Genomic DNA, 21,974 nt, shown 5'->3' with positions numbered 1-21,974 from the left:
ACGAACACGCACAACAGATCATCAACACCTACAACACATACTGCGACGGACCACCCCGCCGCAGCCCCCAACTCCTCGCCGTCAGCACCTGAACACGTAACCGGCGCGAGCGCGCCGGCGCGGTGAGACCTCGTCGGGTGTGGTACCGGATCGACGAAATCCGGTGCCACACCCGACGAGGTCTTCTGTGCTGAGGTCTTCGGTCCCGTCGCACGGAACAGCCGCGCGGGTCCGGTGAGGCACGAAAGGCCTTCGGACCCGCGCGGGCTGCGGTACCCGTACGGTCAGCGCGCGAGCGAGCGGGCGAACTTGCGGATGTCGTCGACCAGAAGCTGGGGCTGTTCCAGGGCCGGGAAGTGGCCCCCGCGCTCGAACTCGGTCCACTGGCTGAGGGTCGGCAGGATCTGTTCGGCGAACCGGCGCACCGGCCGCACCGCATCCTTGGGGAACGACGCGACGCCCACCGGCATCGTCAGCGGCCACGGCCCGGCCCAGGTCCGGACGAAGTCGGCGTCCATGTGGCTGGACTCGTAGTAGAGCTGGGCGCTGGATCCGGCCGTCGCCGTCAGCCAGTAGATGGAGACCGCCGTGAGGATGTGGTCGCGGCTCACCGCGTCCTCCGGCACCTTCGCCGAGTCGGTCCATTCCTTGTACTTCTCGGCGATCCAGGCCAGCTGCCCCACCGGCGAGTCGGTCAGCGCGTAGGACAGCGTCTGCGGCCGGGTGGACTGGATCCGCTGCCAGCCGGTCCCGTCCTGCATGAAGTGGCCGGTGAACTCCAGGCGGGCCAGGTCGGCCTCACCCAGGCCGGCCATCGCCGCGGGATCGGGCGGCGGGAACGTCACGCACATGTTGAGGTGCACGCCGGCGACGTGCTCGGGGTCGGCCAGGCCCAGCCGCAGCGAGATCGGCATTCCCCAGTCGCCGCCCTGCACCGCGTACCGGTCGTAGCCCAGGCGGCTCATCAGTTCCTTCCACGCGCCGGCGACCCGGCCCGTGTCCCAGCCCACCTGGCCGGTCGGGCCCGAGAACGCGTACCCGGGGATCGACGGAATCACCAGGTGGAAGGCGTCGGCCGGGTCGCCGCCGTGCGCGACCGGATCGGTGAGCGGTCCGATGACGTCCAGGAACTCGGCCACGGTGCCCGGCCACCCGTGGGTCAGGATCAGCGGCAACGCGCCCTCCTGCGCCGAGCGGACGTGCAGGAAGTGCACGTTCACACCGTCGATCTCGGTGACGAACTGCGGGTACGCGTTCAGGCGCGCCTCGGCCGCCCGCCAGTCGTAACTGTCGCGCCAGTGGCCGGCCAGCTCCTTGAGGTATTCCAGCGGCACACCACGATCCCAGCCCACGCCCGGAATCTCGTCCGGCCAGCGCGTGTGGTCGATCCGCCGGCGCAGATCGTCGAGATCGGCCTGCGGAATGTCGATGCGGAATGGACGCATCTCACAACCTCTCTGTGTCAGTCGCGAGCCGCTTGCAGCGGCGCGGTGGCGGACACCTGGCTCCCCCGGGCGCGGGAGTGCCGCAACGTCCGGAAGACCTTGCCAGGACGGAGCAGAGCCGTCGGCTCGTCGATGAGGCCGGCGACCCTCATGAACGCCTCGGTGAGGCTCGGGTCGTGGACCGCGGCCCGCTGGAGCCGCGCGACGTAGGCGTTGATCATGCGGACCTTGGGGGTCCGGTCGCCCTCCACCCCCGCGTATCCGAGGTCCGCGGTCGCCGCGAAGTCCCACGGCGAGTCGATCTGGCGGGCGATCTCCCGGAAGAACTCCTGCGGCGCCGGCACCGGGTCCTTCCGGATCTGCTCGGCCAGGATGCGGGACTCGATGGCCGCGACCGCCATGCCCTGGGCGTAGACGGGGTTGAAACTGCACACCGCGTCGCCGAGGACCAGCAGTCCTTGCGGGAAGCGGGTCAGCCGCTCGTAGCGGCGCCGGACGCTCGCCGGGAAGCGGAACATCACCGCGTCGTCGACCGGCTCGGCCTCGCGGACCGACTCGTAGATCTCCGGCACCGGCAGCGACCGGACGAACTCGAGGAAGCCCTCGGGGTCGGTCGGCGGGTGATCGCCGAGCACGCCGGTGAGCGACAGTTCGACGAGGCCGTCCTCGCCGGGCAGCCGGTAGTAGAAGGCGCCACGCGGATGCGAGGGGGTCGCCGCCGCGATGATGGCGATGTCGTCGCCGAAGGGGTCGCGCGGCACCCGGTAGTGGCGCGTGGTGTAGGCCAGGTCGACCTTCACCTTGTCCTCGGCGGGGCGGGAGTAGCCGAGCTCCTCGAGCCAGGCCGGGGTGCGTGACCCGCGGCCGGTGGTGTCGACCACCAGGTCGGCGTGCAGGACCTCGACGTCCGCGCCCTGGTCGCGCCGCTGCACGCGGGCGCCGGTGACCCGGCCAGCGTCGGGCGTCGTCTCCAACCCGACGATGTCGTACCGCTCGAGGAACCGGATGTGGCGGACCTTCTGCACCCGGCTGCGCACGATCCGCTCGATGACCGGCCGGGTGCAGGGCACGGAGAGCAGCCCGGTCTGCGCCGGGCTGAGCAGCATGCCGTTGAAGTACCAGCGGATGTCGCCGCTGAAGTCACCCGGCCGGATACCGGCCGCCTCCATGTCGATCAGCAGGCCGGGGAACTGCCGCTCCAGGATCTGCTGCCCGCGGGCGACCAGACCGTGGGCGTGGCGGCCGTGCGGGACGCCGCGGCGGGGGCCCTGCACTCCCGCCAGTTCGTCACGGTCCACCACGAGAACCTCGGGGTACACCTCGGAAAGCACATTGGCGGCGAGCAGGCCGGCCAGGCTGCCGCCGAGTACCACAGCACGAGGTACGAGCTGTTCAGGCATCGCGATCTCCTCCTCCGCGGGCCAAGAGCCCCGGCAGCGCCAGGGTCGAAGCCAGCATCGGGGACCGCGGCGGGCCGGGCACCTTCCGCTGTGCTCCGCGGACGGCTGCGGCGGCGGTCGGGCGCTGCGGGCTCCTCATCTCGGAAATTGCGTTCCGCCGGGGCGGCGGGGGCACCGGCGGCGGTCTTTTCGATCCTTTTTCACGGCCCCGGACCAGCGGACTCTAGTGAGCCTTGACCGCGACTGCCTCCCAGCCCAACCACCACTGAAGTTCATCAATGCATGGTGCTAACCGATCGTGTCAGTCCGCGCACGGAGGGTCCCCACGTGAACAGTGCTGTCGAGAATGCAATAGCGCGTATCTGGGCGGACTACAGCGAGCCGCTGTCGCTCAATGAGATCGCGAAGAGCGCGATTCTCAGCCGATTCCATTTCTCGAGGGTGTTCCGCGACGCCACCTGGGTCTCACCCGGGAGGTACCTCTCGGCGGTGCGCATCTACCAGGCGAAACGCCTGCTCGCCACCACCGACCGGAGCGTCACGGACATCTCCCTGGCGGTCGGCTACAACAGCCTCGGCTCGTTCACCAACCACTTCACCGACAGCGTGGGGACGTCGCCCAGCCGGTTCCGGCGGATGTGGGTGGACGGCCTGCGCCCGGCGGCGCAGCCGGCGACCCGGCCGCCGGCCGAACGCGGGACCGTCGCCGGCACCGTCGCCATGCCGGCCGAGTACGCCACCGCCACGGTCTTCATCGGCGCCTTCCCGACGCCCATCATCCAGCGCCGGCCGGCGTCGCGGGCCGTCATCCAGGTGGACGCCGGCGCGACGGCCACCTTCTGCCTGCCGGACGTCGCCCCCGGGACGTGGTACGTCCGGGCCGTCGCGACCGCGGACAGCGCCGACCCGGAGCCGTGGACCCGGCGCTCCCTGCTCCTGAGCGACGTGAAGTCCGTCGCCGTGACGGACGACCGCATCAGCGCGGCGAGTATCGCCCTGCGGCCCCGGCGGATCACCGACCTGCCGGTCCTCTACGCGGTCCCCGACCTGGAGCTGCGGAGCCCGGACCGCCCGGCGCCGTTCGAGCCGCACCACCACGCCCGGTCGAACGTCATCGTCGGGGCGGCGCCCCGGATGACGTAGTGCGGCCACCGACCGACAAATGCCGTTCCCGGACGCGTTCGCGCGGTTCCACCAATCGCCGTTCAGAAATGGATTCCCACACAGTGATAACCGTCCGCCTGGCGAGATGCCAGGTGGACGGTCACGGATACCGTTACACATGCCGCATTTGACCGTTTCGGCGGCCACCCTCGGAGCCTTCCGTCACTCACCGTAGCGCGTGACCAGCCACAACCCCGCTTACGCATCGGTAGCCGTTGATGTCCAGAGCGTAGTCGGCTAACATCATTCCCAGCGGCTGACACAATCACAAATCACTTGGGGGCGCAGGGTCCCGGGTGCTTCCGGCGGAAATGATCAGCACCGGCAATGATGACGCAACAATAATATCGGCGGTCCGTGGGCACGGATTCGCCGTCGATCCGTTGTTGGCCGGTGCCGGGCGGCATCGGCATTCGAGGCGTCGATTACCTCACGGGAGAGCGAGCGGGGATGGACGACGACGTCAACAGAGAGGCCGTCGGACGAGTCATCGAGGCGATGCGGGAAAACCTCGGCGAGCAGCTCACCGTCGACCGGATGGCGCGCATGGCGTTGTTCAGCAAATTCCACTTCACCCGGGTATTCCAGCGCATCACCGGGATCTCACCCGGCCGCTTCATGTCGGCGTTGCGGCTGCAGCGCGCCAAGCAGCTCCTCATTTCCACCTCGCTGAGCGTGACCGAGATCAGCCACGAGGTGGGCTACTCCAGCGTGGGCACCTTCAGCACCAGGTTCAGCAGCACCGTCGGCATCTCGCCGAGCACGTACCGGCAGCTCGACGGCTTCGCGCCCGACCTGCCCGATCTCGCGGACGCGCACCGGCCGGCGTCCGGCACCGCGACGGCGAAGGTGCACGGCAACATCTCCGCACCGGGCGCGGGCACCGTCTTCATCGGTGTGTTCCCCGACCGGATCCCGCGCGGGCGGCCGGCCCGGTGCATGACGCTCCCCGGTCCCGGCCGGTACAGCCTGGAGCGGGTTCCCCCGGGCAGCTGGTTCCTGTTCGGTCACCACGCCGCGCAGCACCCCCTCCGCCACACCGGTCAGCAGGCCTGGGACCCGATCGCCCACCAGGCCGTGCCGCGGCTCGGCCGCCCCGGCGGGTGGGGCACCGGCGACCGGGATCCGGGCCCGCCGCGGGGCGAGCGGCCGGCCTGCGTCCCCGGGCCGACCGCGTCGCTGGGCACCTACGGTCCGATCAGGGTCCGGCCCGACATGGTGGTCCAGGCCGACCTCATCCTGCGTCCCATGAGCAAGTTCGACCCGCCGGTGCTCCTCGCGCTGCTCGACGGGCGGTCCCGGTACCGCGCCGACTGAGCCGGTCGCCCCGTGGCGCGCTCGGCGGCGCGCTCGGCGGCGCGGGCGACCGTCACCGCACGTCGTGCGCGGACGACGCCGCGACGGCGGCGCGGATCCGCCCGCGCCACAGCTCATATGCGGGCTCGCCGCCCGGGCCCCGCTCCCCCACGGCCACGTCGTCGGCGAGCGCGGCGGCCTTGTCGACGGTGAGGCCGGCCAGTGCGGCGACCGCGGTCTCGGTGTGCGGCGGCACGCTGCCCGAGTAGTGGCGCGCCTTGGCGGCGAACACCGAGCCCTGCGCCACTTCCGTCCTGTGTGGACCGGCGAGGCGCCGCAGCGCATCAAGGTCGGCCGGGGTGCAGCCGCCGGCGAACGTCGCCGCCAGCCCCACCCCGCTCCACAGGTCGGCCTGCCGCTGGGCGGCGAAGCGTTCGACCGCCGTCGCCACGTCGCGCACCTGTGCGCCATGGATGAACCACAGCGCCCGGCCGATGCCCTGGTCCACCGCGCGGTTGAAGTAGTCGGGCCGGCCCTGGAACGGGTAGGGCTCCGGCACCCGCTGCTCGTCCACCCAGCGCCCGGTGTGGAAGTAGGCCAGGTCGAAGCCGTAGCCGTCGACCGCGAGCCAGCTCATCGTCGGGTGGTACGGCGTGCCGGTGAGGTCCGGGACGATCCGCTTCCACAGCGGCCGTGGCAGCTTCGCCATCGCGAACCCGATGCCGATGTAGGCCAGGAAGATGTGCGGCTGGCCGGGGCCGAGCAGCAGGTCGCGGGTGCGGTGACCACGACCGGCCCGCATCGCGTCGAGGACGGTGAACGCCATCGTGGCGCCCTCGTAGGCGAATCCCCGCAGCGCCGGCTCGACCAGGTCGAGGCGCCGTTCGACCTCCCACTGGTCGCGCGCGTCGATCCCCCACTCGAAGCCGCAGACCACCGCCTGCGGGATCGCTTCGAGCCGGCCTGCCGCCGGCGACGACCGGCCGGGGAAGCCGCGCCGCTCGAACGTCACCTCGCGGAGCGAGGGCGTCAACACCAGCCGGCGCAGCGATCCGAGTGTGCTCGACACGCGTCCTCCCCTGTACAGCGACATAGATAACATTGATGTTCTTACATGTTCCTGGGCGGTGCTACTCCGATCGTGCACTGTTGCCGGCGTCCGCCTGACCGGCGTCGACCAGCCGCGCGCCCACCTGCCGCGCGGCGGCGTAGCTCGCCCACGTGACGACCTCCACCAGCGCGGCGTCGCCCGGCTGCCGGGCCCGGAACTCGGCGACCACGCCCTCGTCGACCTGGTAGGACGCGAACACGGTCAGCAGCGCGAGCCGGCCGGCGGCCCGGTCCGCCTCGGGCAGGTCCGCGATCAGCCGCTCGCACCACTCCCGGCTCAGCCCGGGATCCTCGCCCCGCCAGGCCGTCAGGCGCTCGCGGACCAGGTGCCGCACGGCCGGCGACAGCGCACGCAGCCCGACGGCGTCCAGCGCCGCGAACGAGCGCGCCACCGCGGTGGCCAGGACGGGGGCGCCCTGTGCCCAGGCCGCGTCCTGCGGCAGTTCGGCGTCGCGCAGCAGCGCCAGCGTCCGCCCCGGCGCGTGCGTCTTGCGCAACAGCGGGGCCAGGAACCGGCTCACCCCGTGCTTGAACCGGCGCCGGTTGCCCGGTCCGAGGCCGCGGGGGACCAGGTGGCCCGGCAGGAACACGTTCACCACCCGGGTCAGGTAGTGGAACGTGACCGCCACGCCGACCAGCTCCGGCCGTTCCAACGCGGTGAAGGGCGGCTGGCGGACGACCGGCTCGTCCGGCCGGTGCGCGACCCGCGCCCAGCCGGCCACGGCGCGCAACCCCGGATCGCCGACCTCACCCGCGCGGTCGGCGACGATCGCCTCCGCGTCCTGTTCGCATGACAGGTCGTACAGGCTCATGCTGTGCATGTCGGCGCAGTACGGGCAGGTGTTGGCCACGGACACCGCCGCCGCGACGACCTCCTTGCGGGCGCGGTCGACCCGGCCGGCCACGTGGAGCGCCTCGCGGGTGAGCATCCAGTAGGCGGCCAGCGACGCCGGCGACGGGGACTGCGCGAGGATCGGCGGGATCACCACCCGCATCTCGCCGGCGACCTGTCCGTAGACATCCGCGAGGAGACCGGTGGCGGCCGTGGGCGGCACGGCGGTGATGTACCTGACCTGCCGCTGGAGAACGGAGGAGACGACCCGCTTGACAGCCATGACCTGACCTCATCACCTGGATGCGCTGGGGTACGGCCGGCGGCCCGTGACCGGGAGGTCCGGTCGTGGATGCGGACGGGCGGCCATGTCGCCAGTATCGGCAGAACCGCCCGCGGAAGAACCTTCGGAATTGCGCCCCGTTCTCCGGCTCCTGTGGCGATCGCCGGCGGCCCCGCACGGACGGAGATGGCGGCCGCCCGGGTCCGGCCGTGCTATGGAGTCCGCGCCCGGTGGACGCCCGCTCCTTGTCGCGGCTCCCCGTTGCGCGGACTAGCCAGAGAGGACAGGCATGTTCCCTGACCATGAACGAGTCATCTCCGCCCTGACCGCCGACGGCGACGATCTCGACCGCCTGGTGGCGAACCTGACGCCGGAGCAGTGGGCGCTCGCCACGCCGGCCGAGGGATGGACCGTCGCGCATCAGATCGCCCACCTCGCGGCAACGTTCCACCTGGCCGGGACCGCGGCGTCCGACCCGGAGGGCTTCGCCGCGATGGCCGCGACGCTCACCCCGGACTTCAACGCCAACGTCGACGGCGCCCTGCAGCGCTTCCTCGACAGCTCACCCGCCACCATGCTGGGCCGCTGGCACGCCGTGCGCGCCGCCGCCGAGAAGGCGCTCGCCGCCGCACCCCCGGACCAGCCGGTGCCCTGGCTGGTCCGACCGCTGCCGCCGGGCGTGCTCGCCGCCGCCGGCATGATGGAGCTGTTCGGGCACGGCCAGGACATCGCCGACGCGCTCGGCGTGCACCGCACCCACACCGACCGGATCCGGATCCTGGTGGCGTTCGCGGTCCGGGTCTGGGACTTCGGCTACCTGGCACGCGACCTCACCCCACCGGACGTGGAGCTCGGCTTCGACCTCACCGCGCCCTCGGGCACACAGTGGCAGTTCGGCCCGGCCGACGCGGCACAACGCATCACCGGTCCCGCAGTCGACCTCTGCCTCCTGGCGACCCGCCGCCGGCACCGCGCCGACCTCGCGCTGACCGCCACCGGACCGGACGCCGAGCGCTGGCTGGACCTCGCACAGGCGTACCGCGGACCGGCAGGGACCGGTCGCCAGCCGGGCCAGTTCGACCACCTCAAGGCCGCCACCAGCTGACGCCACCCGGGCCGGCCGGTGCGGGCCGGCCGCCCCGTGCGATGTGCCACCGCCGGCGTGCGGGGCCGGCACGACCGGATCCGGCGCGACGCCGAGGTCTTCCAGGCCCGGCGATCGTCCGATGTGGTCGCGCCGACCCTGCCGTCATCGCCGGTCCCATCGCAGGGTGTGAAGGCACTTCTGAAGATGCGCCTCCAACCGGGCGGATAGGAAACTGCAGTATGCGATCGGTCGACGTCAATGGGTAACCGTCCGGATGCTTGCGGGCCCCCGATCGGGGGCCCGCATCCCGGTTCACGTGTGCGCCGCGAAGCCGCTGTGCCGGTGCCGCACACCGCCCTGGACGTGCCGCACACGACCCGAGAACGGACACTTCGGGAACCGGGGAGGCATTATGGACCAGTCCATCGAGAAAGCTGTTCACAGAGTCATCAGCTCCATGAAGGAAAGCCTCAGTGAACCGCTCACCATCGATGACATGGCCCGCACCGCGATGTTCAGCAAGTTCCACTTCTCCCGGATCTTCCAACGGGTCACCGGCCTACCACCGGGAAAATTCCTCTCAGCGCTACGGCTCCAAGAGGCCAAGCAGCTCCTCATGTCGACATCACTGAACGTCATCGACATCAGCCACCAGGTCGGATACAACAGCGTCGGCACCTTCAGCACCCGCTTCACCAGCAGCGTCGGCATATCACCGACCGCCTACCGCCGCCTCGGCGGTTTCGTACCGCGGGTAACCGTCGACGATCGGTCCGGCGCGGCGCGGAGGACATCGGCGACCGTCAGCGGCACCGTCTCCTCCGCTCCGGACACCCTGCTCGGCCACACGTTCATCGGCCTGTTCCCGCAACCGATCCCACAGGGCCGACCGGTCAGCTGGACCGTCCTGGAGCGCCCCGGGCCCTACCTGCTGGACAAAGCCCCGGAAGGGTCATGGTTCCTGCTGGCGCACGCCCTGCGACCCGGCCAGGAGAACGACCCGCCCGCCGGCGACGAGCACCCGTACCTGCTGCGACACGGCCCAGTCCAACTCGGCGACGACGACGTGACCCTGCCCGACCTGCGCCTGCGCCCGGTCCGCCTCCTGGATCCGCCGGTACTGCTGGCATTGCCGGACGTGCGGCTGATCGCCCGGCGCATGGCCGAGACACGCGCCGGAGCGGACCAGACCGGGTTCGCCGCGCCGGCCGAACCCTGCGCCGGCAGGGCGGAGCACGGCGGCGACGGCGGGCACTGCGCCGCGGCTGTCCCCGCCGCCTGACCCCGCACCGCTGCCGACATCGGTGACGACCCCCCGGTCCAGTGGGCCGGGGGGTCGTCATCCGCCGCGGCAGGCTCACCCACGCACGACGTCCCGGCCGCTGGGACCGGCGGCCGGGACGTCGTGGCGGGCGGCGCGTCAGGGCTTCGGGATGTCGAACAGGTTGGGGAACTTGGCGGTCAGCGCGAGGTCGCCCGTGGTCTTGAGCTTGCCGCGCATGACCAGCACCACCGGGTGCGCGTTGCCGGTCACCAGGTTCAGGAAGTCCACCGCGCCGAGCGTGAGGGTGAGCTTGGGCTCCCGCCGCGGCTCCGGGGACAGTTCGCACCGGCCCCCCGCGATCACCAGCTCATAGGTGTCGGCACCGCCGTCGGGACGGTCGCCGACCACCCAGTGGATGACCGCGTTCATGGCGCCCGCCCGGTCGGCCCGGAACACCCCGGGCATGCGGACGAAAAGCTCGTCGAGGACGGCCGTGCGCCGCTCGCTGTGCATCATCTGGCGCAGCTCGCGCGCCGGGGTCTTCTTGACCAGCCGGGCGAACTCGCGCGGATCCATGGTGGCCGGGTCGGCGTCGTTGACGGACATCTGGGCTCCTCGGTCGGAACTGCCGGACAGGGCCGCGACACGCGCGGCGTGATCCCCGTCGTCTCAGTGGGACCCGACGTACGCGGCGACGAGGTCGGCCAGCTCGCGGGTGACCATGCCGGCCGGCTGCGGCGTCGACAGCTCGCGCATCTGGTACTCGTCCTCGCCGAGGCCCTTGACCTCGAGCGTCGACGGGGAGTCGGACAGGATCGTCACCGCCGCCCGCCCGGCGGCCCGGTTCGTCGACGGGTCGTTGCGGCAGGCCAGCAGGAAGGCGAGCCAGCCGCGGTACCACACGAGCAGGTCCGTGAAGGCTCCCATGGAGCCGGTGAGGTCCCTGCTGGCCGCCAGCGCGTCGATCTCGTCGCGGAAGATCTGCTCCATCGCGGCGACGACCTGCGACGGATCCGCGTTCAGGTCCGGGCACGGGCGGGTGGCCTTGCCGAACTTGCTGAGGTATTCGGCGAACTTGTCGGCCACGAGGTCGTCGTCGGGCCAGGCCGGCTGCACCAGCACCGCGGTGACCTGACGGCTGGACGCCAGCAGGTCCGCGACGCGCAGGCAGAGCGCCGCGGCACTGCAGTGCCCCACGACGAAGATCCGGCCGTGGTCCGCACCGGACCTCAGGAACTCGTCCGCGCAGCCCTCGGCCAGCTCCCGCAGCGGAACGTAGTGACGCGTCCCGGTCAGGACGCCGATGGGGTCGATCTGGAACACCGGCTTGCCCTGGACGCTCTCGCTGAGCATCTCGCTCATGCGCGGCGCCAAGGACAACGCCTGGAAGTCGGCCACCAGGATGGGGTCGGCTCCACCGGCGCTGAGCCGCCGGAGGATCCGTTCGTCGAGGTCTGAATGCGTCATGTCGCCCCTGTTCGCTCGTGCTTGCGCGCGGCCGGCGGCCCCGCTGCCCATCCTCGCCGCGCCGGCGCGCGGGGTCTTATCGGGCGATGCCGTCCCGTGCGAGCGCACCGCCGGCCTGCGAGGACAGCCGGGCGAGCAGGTCTCTGGTGTAGAGCTCCTCCGGTGGCAGGATGCCCGCGACCACGGACAGGTACCGGTCGGTGAGCTGCGGCGAGTCCTGGATGACGCGCAGCACGGCGAGCCGGTCGGGGGTCGGGTCGAGCCGCGCCGTCACCAGGTTGGTCTGGTAGTTCGGGGCCATGTGCTCGTCCCGGGCGGCGGCGAAGCGGGCGAGCGCGGCGTCGAGCCGGACCGGGTCGCCGATGCTCGCCGCCGGGTCGTCGCCGCCGAGCTCGCCCGCCAGCAGCTCCGACTGCAGGAACGTGTCGGTGATGCCGTGGGCGTTGATGGAGTCCTTGTGGTGGCCGGCGTCGCCGACCAGGACCCAGCCGGGGCCGTGGGCGCGGCGGAAGAAGTTGCGCTGGTCGCCGGTGCCGTACAGCCGGTCGGTGATGCTCGCGTCGGCGAGCCGCTGCCACAGGTCCGGTGCGGTGGCCTCGATGGTGGCCCGGTAGGCGGCCATGGCGTCGCGCCGGACGCGGTCGAACTGCGCCTGCGGCAGGTACGCGGCGATCAGCATGAGGTCGTCGTGCGTGCGCAGCGCGGCCACCCAGCCACCGGGACGTTCGTAGATCTGGAAGTCGGCCCCCGTCACGCCCGCCCAGAACGTGTAGTAGACGCAGGTGAGGTTGGGGTGCTGCGCGTACAGCGGCGCCTCGACCAGTTTGGCCACCGTGGAGCGCATACCGTCGGCGCCGACGACGAGGCCGGTCCGCTCGGTCATCTCCGTGCCGTCCGCCGTGCGCCAGCGCACGCCGGTCACCCGCCCGTCGTCGTCGGTGGTCAGGCCGGTGACCGTCGTGTGGTCGCGCACGTCGGCGCCGGCGGCCGCGGCGGCCTCGGCGAGGATCGCGTCGAGGACGTACCGGCGGGGCGCGTAGGCGCCGGCCACGCCCGGCAGCGTCGGCGCCCGCCCGCTCAGGCAGACGTCGGCGACGCTGTAGGTGACGGTCTGCAGCGGCGGGCAGCCGGACCCGCGTACCTGGTCCAGCAGCCCCCACCGGGCGAGTCGTTCGACGCCGGGCTGATGGATGTACAACCCGGACAGGGTGTCGCTCGGGAATGTCGCGCGGTCCAGCAGGAGCACCCGGTGTCCTGCCCGGGCCAGCAGGAGCGCCGTGGTCGCACCCGCACAGCGCGCCCCGACAACAACGGCGTCGTAGGTCACCGCACCATGGTCGGGCCGGTGAGGCGGTGCGTACCAACTCCTCCCGTGCTGGCCGGTCGCGCCCCGCCGGGCATGCGTCGTGCGGGCGCCGCGCCTGGGCACGCTCAGAGAGGCGGGGCGCCCGCCGCAGCGCCGAGGATGGACTGGTGGTCGCCAGGAGCGGCCAGCCTCGTGGCGTTTCCGAGGGCGTCCTGGCCCTGGCGAGAACTGTCCGTCCGCCGGGAGCCCGCGGCTCATTCACCGATACCCGGAGGTCCTTGGCGATGAAGATGAGCCTTCAGCCCATGCAGGAGTTTGTCGGGGCCGATCCTCGCTACCACTGGGACTATCCGGGTCCGGGGGTGGTGAATCCCCTGAAACGACTGGGCTCCGTGTGGTACTTCGGCCTGCCGCTCACCTCCGCGCACCGCGACGCGCACAACGCCGGTGACGCCCTGCGCGAGGGACTGAGCGAGGAGGAGCGCTACCGCAACGAGGGGTCCGTGTACCCGCACGCCAGCCTCATCGAGATGATCACCTACCAGGTCGCGTGCTTCCCGGACCTGGGCTGGCGCTACATGGACATGAGCCACCTGGGCTGGCCGGAGGTCAGGGCCGCGATCAACGAGAATCCGCCTGACGTGGCCGCCTTCTCGGTCTACACCGCCACCACACTGTGGGCGATGATCGTCGCGGCGGAGATCAAGCGGGTGAACCCCAAGGCGGTCGTGGTGTTCGGCAACGACCACGCCGGCATCCTGCACCATGAGACGCTGACGGGAAAGTACGGCAGCCGCTTGGTGGATTTCGTCAGCACCGGCAACAACGGCCCGTTCACGATGATGGGTCTGCTGACGTACCTGCAGGGCGGGCTGGATCTGAAGAAGGTCCCGTCCGTGGCGTACCGGTCGACCGGTGGCGAGGTCGTGAACCAGGAGGCCGGCACGTTCCCGCTGAACCGGCGGCTGCTCCCCGACTACCGGCTGATCCTGGACAAGCTCGAGAACCACTACGACCGTGCGTTCAACGTCTGGTACGCCAAGCACTACGACCTGAAGCGGATGGTCACGGTCCCGCTCGACGGAGGGTGCACCTGGGGCAAGCGGCCGGGCCGGCGGTGCATGCACTGCTCGATCCAGGGGCTGACCCCCAAGACGGTCGATGTCGCGTCGGCGATCCCGGTGCTGGAGACCATCGTCGGGGAACTCGGCGCGAACGTCTACGCCTGCGGCGACTCGACGCTGGGCTTCTCGCGCGAGCAGTGGGACGGGAACATCTCCTACCTCAACGACATGGCCGAGGCCTGCGCCAAGTCGCCGATCCTGCAGAAGCAGCGGTTCATGCTGGCCTACGGGCTGGTGTACGAGTTCCTGGAGTCCGCGGAGCTGTGCAAGGGCTTCGTGCGCACCTGGAACGTGGGCCTGGAGGCATTCGATCCCAAGCTGCTCAAGGCCGACTCCAAGGGCATCAACAAGGGGCCGGAGCGGATCTCCGAGGCGCTGGAACTGGCACGCACGCTCGATTACAAGCTCTTCGCGTCGGGGATCATGGGCCTGCCGGGAACGACGCTGAAGCTCCTGCGTGACGAGGTGGACAGCTGGCTGGCGATGGCCGAGCAGTACCGCGACCTGATCACCAGCATCTCCGTCGCGCCGCCCGGGATCATCCCCGGTTCGCGCATGTACTGGGAGAGCTACAACACCCATGCCCAGGTCCGCGCCTGGCACGGCGAGATCCTTCCGGCGAGGCGGCTGACGGCCCTGTACGTCCACGAGAACACCGAGGTGGAACTCGAGGACGTCGAGGCCGCGATCACCGACCTCAGGACCGGGATCCTGCACCTGAACGAACCCATGGAGCACATGAAGTTCGGCTACTACATGCTCGGCGGCCGGGACGAGGACGAGGCCTTGGAATACCGCCTCCTCGACGAGATCTGCGCTCAGCTCGACTGAATGACCGGTCTCGCACCCCTCTCATCAGGATGGTCCATGAGCTCCGTCGCCGACTTCCAGCCGCGCCGCCACGATGCGTCAGCCGCACCTGGACGCCGCGTTCACACCGAGGAAGGAATCAGCTCATGTCGGTGACGCCAGACCTGGAGAACCTCTTCAGGTCGCCAGCGAATATCCCCGCTGGCGAGTCGGTGATCCGGGGGATGACACGCGCCTGCCAGGCAGCGAACGCTGTCAACCTGGCACAGGGAATACCGGCCTACCCGCTTCCGCTGAGCCTCGAAGAGGCCGCCGTCGAGGCCATCCGGTCCAACGACAACCAGTACACGTCGCCGCGCGGCAGCACGCAGTTCCGCCAGGCCATCAGCGCGTTCGAGCAGCGCCGCTGGAGCATGCCGGTGCCGTACGACCCGGAGACCCAGATCTGCGTGACGTGCGGGGCGACCGAAGGCATGCTGGCCGCGCTCCTCGCCGTGGCGGAGCGGGGCTCCAACGTCATCATCGTCGAGCCGGCCTACGAGTCCTACGCGGTCAACCTGCGGCTCATCGGCGTGGAAGCCAGGTACGTCCAGCTGAAGGGCCCCGGCTGGGAGCTCGACCCGGCGGCGATCGCCGCGGTCGCCGACCGGGACACCCGTGCGGTCATCGTCAACTCGCCGCACAACCCGACGGGGCGTGTCTTCACGCGGGACGAGACGCAGGGCCTGGCCGATGTCTGCCAGCGGCTCGGCATCGTCGTGATCCATGACGCCATCTACGACGAGCTCTACTTCACGGACGAGCGACCCACCAGGATCTCCGACATCCCCGGCATGGAGCGGCAGTCGATCACGATCAACGCCCTGTCGAAGATGTTCTCCGTGACCGGCTGGCGGGTCGGGTGGGTGACCGGGCCGCCGGAGCTCATGGGGCGCGTCGCCCGGGTGCACGATTTTCTCACGATCGCCGCCCCGACGCCGTTCCAGGCAGCCGGCGCCGCGGCGCTCTCGCTGCCGGCGACGTATTTCGACGAGCTGAGAGCGGTGTACGGAAAGCGCCGGGAGGTCCTGGTCACCGGGCTCGAACGGTGCGGCATCGAGTTCCAGCGGCCGGCCGGCGCCTACTACGTCATGTGCGACGCCACCTCCTTCGCGCTCCCCGGCGAAGGGGAGTCGCAACTGGTCCAGCGCCTGCTGCAGGAGGCCGGCGTCGGCGTCGTGCCCGGCCTGTGCTTCTACGGTTCGGCGGACCGGACGGGCCCGCCGCAGATCCGGATCGCGTTCGCGAAGGGCGAGGACACCGTCGCCGAAGGCGTCCGGCGTCTCCACGGTTACCTCGGCGCGAAGTAGTCCGCCGGGTTCCGGATTCGCTTCATGCAGGGGTGGTGGGATGCCCGGACCGGGCGTCCCACCACCCCTTTCCGCCGGCCGGTCGATGCGGCGGCGGCCGGGCCGGCCGCCGCCGCTGTCGTTGTCGTCCGCCGCCGCTGTCGTCCGCTGTCGTCCGCCGTCGTCGCTCGCCGCCGGGGCGGGGTCCGGGATGCCGGGGTCCACGGTCGCAGCCGGCGGACACGGGCCGCCCGGCCGGCCGGATCGGCGTCCTCGTGACCCCACCTGACCGGCATGCCTCGACCGGACGGTCGGCGCGGCGACGAGGTACGCCGGCCGCCCGGACACAGCAGAGAACGCCGGGCGGACCCGGCGTTCCCGGACGAAACCGTGACCGCCCGCGGCACGGAGCGCCGCGGGCGGTCAGGGTCAGCGACGTCCTGTGCCGGGCAGTTGCGCCTGACCGGTGACACCGTTGACCGAAGGGTTGGCGAGGAAGGTCTTGAGGGTCATCTTGATGCCGAGCTGGTCCTCCAGCCGGGCCAGGAGGATCGCGGCGAGCAGGGAGTGGCCGCCCAGGTCGAAGAAGTTGTCGTCGACGCCGACCCGGTCGACACCCAGTGCCTGGGCGAACAGCTCACACAGCTCCGCCTCGCGTGGCGTAGCCGGGTCCTGGCCGCTCGCCGCGGCGCTGTAGTCCGGCGCCGGCAGCGCGTGCCGGTCCAGCTTCGCGTTCACCGTCAGCGGCAGCGCGTCCAGCACGATCACCGCCGTCGGCACCATGAACTCCGGCAGCGTCCTGGCCGCTTCCTTCCGTGCCGCCACCGGATCCACCCGGCCGCCGGGCTCCGGCACGAGGTACGCCACCAGCCGCCGGTCACCGGGACGGTCCTCCCGGGCGATCACCGCGGCCTGGCCCACCCCCGGCTGCGCGAGCAGCACCGCCTCGATCTCGCCCGGCTCGACCCGGAACCCGCGGATCTTCACCTGATGGTCGGTGCGCCCCACGAACACCAGCACGCCGTGCTCGGCCCACCGGACCAGATCTCCCGTGCGGTACATCCGTTCACCCGTGCCGAACGGGTTCGCCACGAACCGCTCCGCCGTCAGCCCGGGCCGGTTCATGTAGCCCCGGGCCATCCCGGCGCCCGCGATGTAGAGCTCACCCGTCACGCCCACCGGCACCGGCCGCAGCGTGGTGTCGAGCACGAACAGCCGCATGTTGGCCATCGGCCCGCCGATCGGCACCGGCCGCGCCGCCTGGTCGTCCGAGAAGTCGGTCATCATGTGCAGCGTCGTGAACGTCGTCATCTCGCTCGGCCCGTACCCGTTCACCATCAGCACGCCCGGGCAGCGTTCGACGACCCGCCGCAGCGCCACACCGGACACCGCGTCGCCGCCGACCACCACCATCCGCAGCCCGGCCAGCGCCGACGGCTGCTCCACCGAGACCGCGTCGAACAACGCCGAGGTGAGCCACAGGGCCGTCGGGGCCGTCGAGGCGATCACCTCCGCCAGGCCGGCGATGCTCATCTCCTCCGCCGGTGCCGCCACGCACGTGCCGCCGCGCAGCAGCGCGATCCACAGCTCGTACGTCGAGATGTCGTACGAGTGCGGCGAGTGCACCAGCATCCGTTCGTGCACGTCTTCCGGCCACGCCGGGTCCAGCACCATGTCCACGATGTCCCGGTGCGCCACCGCGACACCCTTGGGCACGCCGGTCGACCCGGACGTGAAGATCACGTACGCCAGCTGGTCCGGGTGCCGTACCGCGTCCGTGAGGTCCACCGCCGGCGCCCCGGTGGCGGTGTCCGCGGCCGTGGCCAGCACCACCGGCGAGCCGGGGCTCGCCTGCCCGGCGACCTCCGCCAGGTCCTCGTCGCACAGGACGGCCACGACACCCACGTCGGCCGCCACGAGGGCGATCCGTGACACCGGCCAGGCGGCCACGTTGACGGGCACGTACACCCCGCCCGCCTTCAGCACGGCCAGCAGCGCCACCCACAGCTGCGCCGACCGTCGCATCACGACGAGCACCGGCTGCTCCGTCGTGACGCCCGCGGCCGACAGCATCGCCGCCAGCCGGGTGGACCGCTCGTCCAGCTCCCGGTAGGTCAGGCTGGTCCGGCCGTCGACGACGGCGACCGCGTCCGGGGTCCGGGCCACCTGCGCCGCGAACACCGCGGGCACCGTCATCGCGGGCATGTGCAGGGCGGTGTCGTTCCACCGGTACAGCACCAGGTCCCGCTCGGACGGCGTCATCAGCTCCAGCTCGCTGATCCGCCGGTCCGGGTCGGCGGCCGCCTGCTCCAGCAGCCGCGTCAGCCGGCCGCCGAGGGCGTCCACGGTCGGCTCGTCGAACAGGTCCATGGCGTACTCGAACGAGCAGCTGATCCCGGCCGGCGAGCCGTCGGCGGCGTACTCCTGGCGGAAGAACATCGACAGGTCGTACTTGGCCGTCTCGGCGGGCAGCGGCTCGGTCCCCGCCTCCAGGCCCGGCACCTGCCAGCGCCTGCTGGTGTCGTCGTCGGACGTGAGCATCACCTGGAACAGCGGGTGCCGCGAGGCGGACCGGACCGGGTTGAGCTCCTCCACGAGCCGCTCGAACGGCACGTCCTGATGGGCGTAGGCGGTCAGGCCCAGCTCCCGCACCCGGCCCAGCAGCTCGCCGAAGCCCGGGTCCCCCGACAGGTCCGCCCGCAGCACGAGCGTGTTGCCGAAGAACCCCACCAGGTCGTGGACCGCCTCGTCGGTGCGCCCGGCCACCATCGTGCCGATGGGGATGTCGGTGCCGGCCCCGGAGCGCGACAGCAGCATCGCCAGCCCTGCCTGCAGCACCATGAACACCGTCACGCGGTGCGCGCGCGCCAGCTCCTCCAGCCGGCCGTGCAACCCGGCGTCCAGCTCGAACCGGACCAGGCCGCCCCGATGCGACGGCAGCGCGGGCCGCGGCCGGTCGGCCGGCAGGTCCAGCTGGTCGGGCAGCCCCGCCAGCGCCGAGCGCCAGAACTCCAGCTGCCTGGCCAGCACGCCGTCCCCGTGCTGGTCCGCGCCCAGCAGCCGGCGCTGCCACAGCGTGTAGTCGGCGTACTGCACGGGCAGGTCCGCCCATTGCGGCGCCCGGCCCTCCAGCCGCGCCCGGTACGCCTCGCTCAAGTCCCGGACCAGCACCCCGGCCGACCAGCCGTCGGTGGCGGTGTGATGCATGACCACCACCAGCACGTGCTCCGCGGGGCCCAGCCGGAACAGCCCCGCCCGCACCGGCAGCTCACCGGTCAGGTCGAAGACGTGCCGCACGGCCTGCTCCAGCAGGACCGGCAGGCTCGCCTGGTCGGCCGCCGCGATCGTCACCTGCGGCACCGCCACCGACGCGTCCACCACCCGCTGGAACGGCTGCCCGTCCGCGACCGCGAACACCGTGCGCATCGCCTCGTGCCGACCCACCACGTCCCGCAGTGCCGCCGCCATCGCCTCGGCGTCCAGCCCGCCGCGCAGCCGCCACGCGAACGGCACGTTGAACATCGCGCTCGGGCCGTCGTACTCGTTCATGAACCACAACCGCTGCTGGGCGAACGACAACGGCAACCGTTCCGGCCGGTCCTCCGCTCGTACCAACGGCGACCGCGCGCTGCCCGCCTCCAGCAGCGACCGCGCCAGCGACCGCGCCGTGGGGTTCTCGAACACCACCCGGATGTCCAGTTCCACACCCAGCGCCGCCCGCACCCGGCTGATCAACCGCGTCGCCAGCAGCGAGTGCCCGCCCAGGTCGAAGAAATTGTTGTCGACCCCGACCCGGTCGACGCCGAGGACCTGCGCGAACAGCTCGCACAGCACCGCCTCGTGCGGGGTGGCCGGGTCCTGGCCGCCGGCCGCGGCACCGAAGTCCGGCGCCGGCAGCGCCCGCCGGTCCAGCTTCCCGTTGACCGACAGCGGTAGCGCGTCCAGCACCACCACCGCCGCCGGCACCATGTATTCCGGCAGCGCCCTGGCCGCCTGCTGCCGCACCGCCGCCGGGTCCACCCGGCCCCCGGGCTCGGGCACCACGTAACCGACCAGCAGCGGGTCACCGGGACGGTCCTCCCGCACCACCACCACCGCCCGGCCCACTCCCGGCTGCGCGGCCAGCACCGCCTCGATCTCGCCCGGCTCGATCCGCAGCCCCCGGATCTTCACCTGGTCGTCGACGCGTCCCACGAACTCCAGCCGGCCCTCACCGGCCCACCGGACCAGATCACCGGTGCGGTACATGCGTTCGCCCGCGTTGAACGGGTTCGCCACGAACCGCTCCGCCGTCAGCCCGGGCCGGTTCAGGTATCCCCGCGCCAGCCCCGAACCCGCGATGTAGAACTCGCCCGTCACGCCCTCCGGCACCGCACGCAGCTGCCCGTCCAGCACGAACACCTGCGCGCCGGTCAGCGGACGTCCGATCGAGAGCGGGCCGTCGCCGAGGTCGGCCTCCTCCGCGACGTCGCCGGCTGTGGCGTACACCGTCGCCTCGGTCGGCCCGTACGCGTTGACCACCCGGGCGCCGGGCACCGCCGCCCGCACGGCCCGCAGGACCGGCCCGGTCAGCGCCTCGCCGGCCAGCACGACCGTCTGCGCCGCCACGGAGGTCTCGGCCTCGGCCAGTACCGCCGCCATCGCCGACGGCGCGGTGCTGATCAGGCTCCCCGACCAGCCGCCCCGCGCCAGCACGAGCACGTCCCGCACCACTTCCACACAGCCACCGCAGGACAGCGGCCCGAACACCTCGAACACCGACACGTCGAAACTCAGCGACGTCGACGCCAGCACCCGGCTGAACCGTTCGGCGCCGAACGTCGACGCCGCCCACGACGCCAGCCACGCCGCGGAGCGGTGCTCCACGACAACGCCCTTGGGCCGTCCCGTCGACCCCGACGTGTAGATCACGTACGCCGGGTGCGCGGGCAGCAGCGGCGCGACCCGGTCCGCGTCGGACAGGCCGGTGGCGGGCAGCGCCGCCACGGCGGCCTGGACCGCCGGGTCGTCCACCACGATCACCAGCTCACCGCCCGCGCCGTCCTCGCCGCCCGCGCCGTCCTCGTTCTCCGATGCCGCGCCGAGGGCGGTCGAGGCCACGTCGCGTGAGGTGAGGATGGCCGCCGGGGCGGCGTCGGCGAGCACGAACGCGATCCGGTCGGCGGGGTAGGCCGGGTCGACCGGCAGGTAGGCGGCACCGGCCTTGAGCACCGCCAGCACCGCGACGATCAGCTCCGCGGAGCGGTCCATCGCCACGGCGACCAGCCGCTGCGGGCCGGCACCCTGCGTCACCAGGTACCGGGCCAGCCGGTTCGCGCGCGCGTCCAGCTCCGCATAGGACAGCGACACGTCCTCGAACACCACCGCGACCGCATCCGGGGTCCGGGCCGCCTGTGCCGCGAACAGCTCACCCAGGAGCTCCTTCACAGGAGCAGAAGAATCCGTCGTAGCCTGGTCAATGATGTGCGTTGTCACGGTCGCTCCGCTCACCCTCGGTCGGCTTCGATCAAGCTCTTGGGCCGCATGTCGGTCCATTGCTCTTCCACGTATTTGAGGCAGTTCGAGCGGGAGTTCTTGTCGTACGCGGTCACCCACCCGTCAGGAACCGCGATGCTCGTGGGCCACAGGCTGTGCTGACCTTCGTTGTTCACGAGAATCAGGTACAGGGCGTCGGGGTCTTCGAATGGATTCGTCATGGCATCTCATTCCGCTCGTCGATGACGCCGACGGCTCGCTGGCGAGAGTCGCAGGCCGACTGACCTGGGTGCACCTTGAACGTTGCTGACACGTGACATCCGCGTCCGGCCGGCACACGCCCACTCGATTGCTCCGGGTCGATGCCCCAACATGGCAGCCGACCCCCACCGGCCACACCTCCGGGTTTGCTCGTACTCCCGACGCAGCCGTGCAGCGTCGACCTCACAGAGCGACGCGATGCGACGCGTGTCGACGACGCCTGAAAACTGGATCTGGCCCACTTTGGTTGATTGAAGTTGGTCCCCTTCGCGGTGACGGATCATCCACTGTGTACCGTGCTGCCGGTGCGATGATCAATGTC

At 71.4% G+C, this 21,974-nt stretch carries 15 protein-coding genes; 6 read left to right on the top strand and 9 right to left on the bottom strand.

The features are described from left to right. Window positions 1–284: 284 nt before the first annotated feature. Both ABZS58_RS48885 and ABZS58_RS48880 read right to left on the bottom strand, forming a co-directional pair. Window positions 285–1,445, bottom strand: coding sequence for an epoxide hydrolase family protein (locus ABZS58_RS48885; protein ID WP_354791475.1), 1,161 nt, complete (start codon window positions 1,443–1,445; stop codon window positions 285–287). Between the two features lie 17 nt (window positions 1,446–1,462). Continuing rightward, window positions 1,463–2,845: an FAD-binding monooxygenase gene (locus tag ABZS58_RS48880; RefSeq protein ID WP_354791473.1), complete on the bottom strand. Its 1,383-nt coding sequence runs from the start codon at window positions 2,843–2,845 to the stop codon at window positions 1,463–1,465. Window positions 2,846–3,172: 327 nt separating this feature from the next. Between ABZS58_RS48880 and ABZS58_RS48875 the strand changes: the two genes are divergently transcribed. Further along, on the top strand, window positions 3,173–3,988 hold the full coding sequence (locus tag ABZS58_RS48875) for a helix-turn-helix transcriptional regulator (protein ID WP_354791471.1): 816 nt from the start codon (window positions 3,173–3,175) through the stop codon (window positions 3,986–3,988). Between the two features lie 471 nt (window positions 3,989–4,459). After that, window positions 4,460–5,326 (top strand): AraC family transcriptional regulator, encoded by an 867-nt coding sequence (locus ABZS58_RS48870; RefSeq protein ID WP_354791470.1) that lies wholly within the window; start codon window positions 4,460–4,462, stop codon window positions 5,324–5,326. Between the two features lie 52 nt (window positions 5,327–5,378). Here ABZS58_RS48870 and ABZS58_RS48865 read toward each other — a convergent pair whose 3' ends face one another. Both ABZS58_RS48865 and ABZS58_RS48860 read right to left on the bottom strand, forming a co-directional pair. Next, a complete protein-coding gene (locus tag ABZS58_RS48865; protein WP_354791468.1) occupies window positions 5,379–6,374 on the bottom strand; it encodes a DUF1702 family protein in 996 nt (331 codons plus the stop codon). A 61-nt stretch (window positions 6,375–6,435) separates the two neighbouring features. Then, window positions 6,436–7,530, bottom strand: coding sequence for a carboxymuconolactone decarboxylase family protein (locus tag ABZS58_RS48860; RefSeq protein WP_354791466.1), 1,095 nt, complete (start codon window positions 7,528–7,530; stop codon window positions 6,436–6,438). Between the two features lie 289 nt (window positions 7,531–7,819). Here ABZS58_RS48860 and ABZS58_RS48855 point away from each other — a divergent pair, with 289 nt between their 5' ends. Together ABZS58_RS48855 and ABZS58_RS48850 are read left to right on the top strand one after the other, a co-directional pair. Further along, a complete protein-coding gene (locus ABZS58_RS48855; protein ID WP_354791464.1) occupies window positions 7,820–8,635 on the top strand; it encodes a TIGR03084 family metal-binding protein in 816 nt (271 codons plus the stop codon). A gap of 394 nt (window positions 8,636–9,029) precedes the next feature. Further along, window positions 9,030–9,899, top strand: coding sequence for a helix-turn-helix transcriptional regulator (locus ABZS58_RS48850; RefSeq protein WP_354791463.1), 870 nt, complete (start codon window positions 9,030–9,032; stop codon window positions 9,897–9,899). A gap of 138 nt (window positions 9,900–10,037) precedes the next feature. Here the strand turns inward: ABZS58_RS48850 and ABZS58_RS48845 are convergent, their stop codons facing one another. From ABZS58_RS48845 to ABZS58_RS48835, 3 genes are all read right to left on the bottom strand, one after another. Next, window positions 10,038–10,487: an SCP2 sterol-binding domain-containing protein gene (locus tag ABZS58_RS48845; protein WP_354791461.1), complete on the bottom strand. Its 450-nt coding sequence runs from the start codon at window positions 10,485–10,487 to the stop codon at window positions 10,038–10,040. Between the two features lie 63 nt (window positions 10,488–10,550). Then, a complete protein-coding gene (locus ABZS58_RS48840) occupies window positions 10,551–11,348 on the bottom strand; it encodes an alpha/beta fold hydrolase (RefSeq protein WP_354791460.1) in 798 nt (265 codons plus the stop codon). A 76-nt stretch (window positions 11,349–11,424) separates the two neighbouring features. Next, window positions 11,425–12,675, bottom strand: a complete 1,251-nt coding sequence (locus ABZS58_RS48835) for an FAD-dependent oxidoreductase (protein WP_354791458.1) — start codon at window positions 12,673–12,675, stop codon at window positions 11,425–11,427. A gap of 284 nt (window positions 12,676–12,959) precedes the next feature. Between ABZS58_RS48835 and ABZS58_RS48830 the strand changes: the two genes are divergently transcribed. Both ABZS58_RS48830 and ABZS58_RS48825 read left to right on the top strand, forming a co-directional pair. Then, on the top strand, window positions 12,960–14,609 hold the full coding sequence (locus ABZS58_RS48830; protein WP_354791456.1) for a hypothetical protein: 1,650 nt from the start codon (window positions 12,960–12,962) through the stop codon (window positions 14,607–14,609). 203 nt (window positions 14,610–14,812) lie between these two features. Beyond that, window positions 14,813–15,937, top strand: a complete 1,125-nt coding sequence (locus tag ABZS58_RS48825) for a pyridoxal phosphate-dependent aminotransferase (RefSeq protein ID WP_354791455.1) — start codon at window positions 14,813–14,815, stop codon at window positions 15,935–15,937. Between the two features lie 408 nt (window positions 15,938–16,345). Here ABZS58_RS48825 and ABZS58_RS48820 read toward each other — a convergent pair whose 3' ends face one another. Then, a complete protein-coding gene (locus ABZS58_RS48820) occupies window positions 16,346–21,343 on the bottom strand; it encodes an amino acid adenylation domain-containing protein (RefSeq protein ID WP_354791453.1) in 4,998 nt (1,665 codons plus the stop codon). Between the two features lie 59 nt (window positions 21,344–21,402). Beyond that, on the bottom strand, window positions 21,403–21,612 hold the full coding sequence (locus ABZS58_RS48815) for an MbtH family protein (protein WP_354791452.1): 210 nt from the start codon (window positions 21,610–21,612) through the stop codon (window positions 21,403–21,405). Between the last annotated feature and the right edge of the window lie 362 nt (window positions 21,613–21,974).

Origin of the sequence: Dactylosporangium sp. NPDC005555 (assembly GCF_040605635.1) — a bacterium.
Classification (GTDB): domain Bacteria; phylum Actinomycetota; class Actinomycetes; order Mycobacteriales; family Micromonosporaceae; genus Dactylosporangium.
This window is presented reverse-complemented; position numbering and strand designations above follow the sequence as displayed.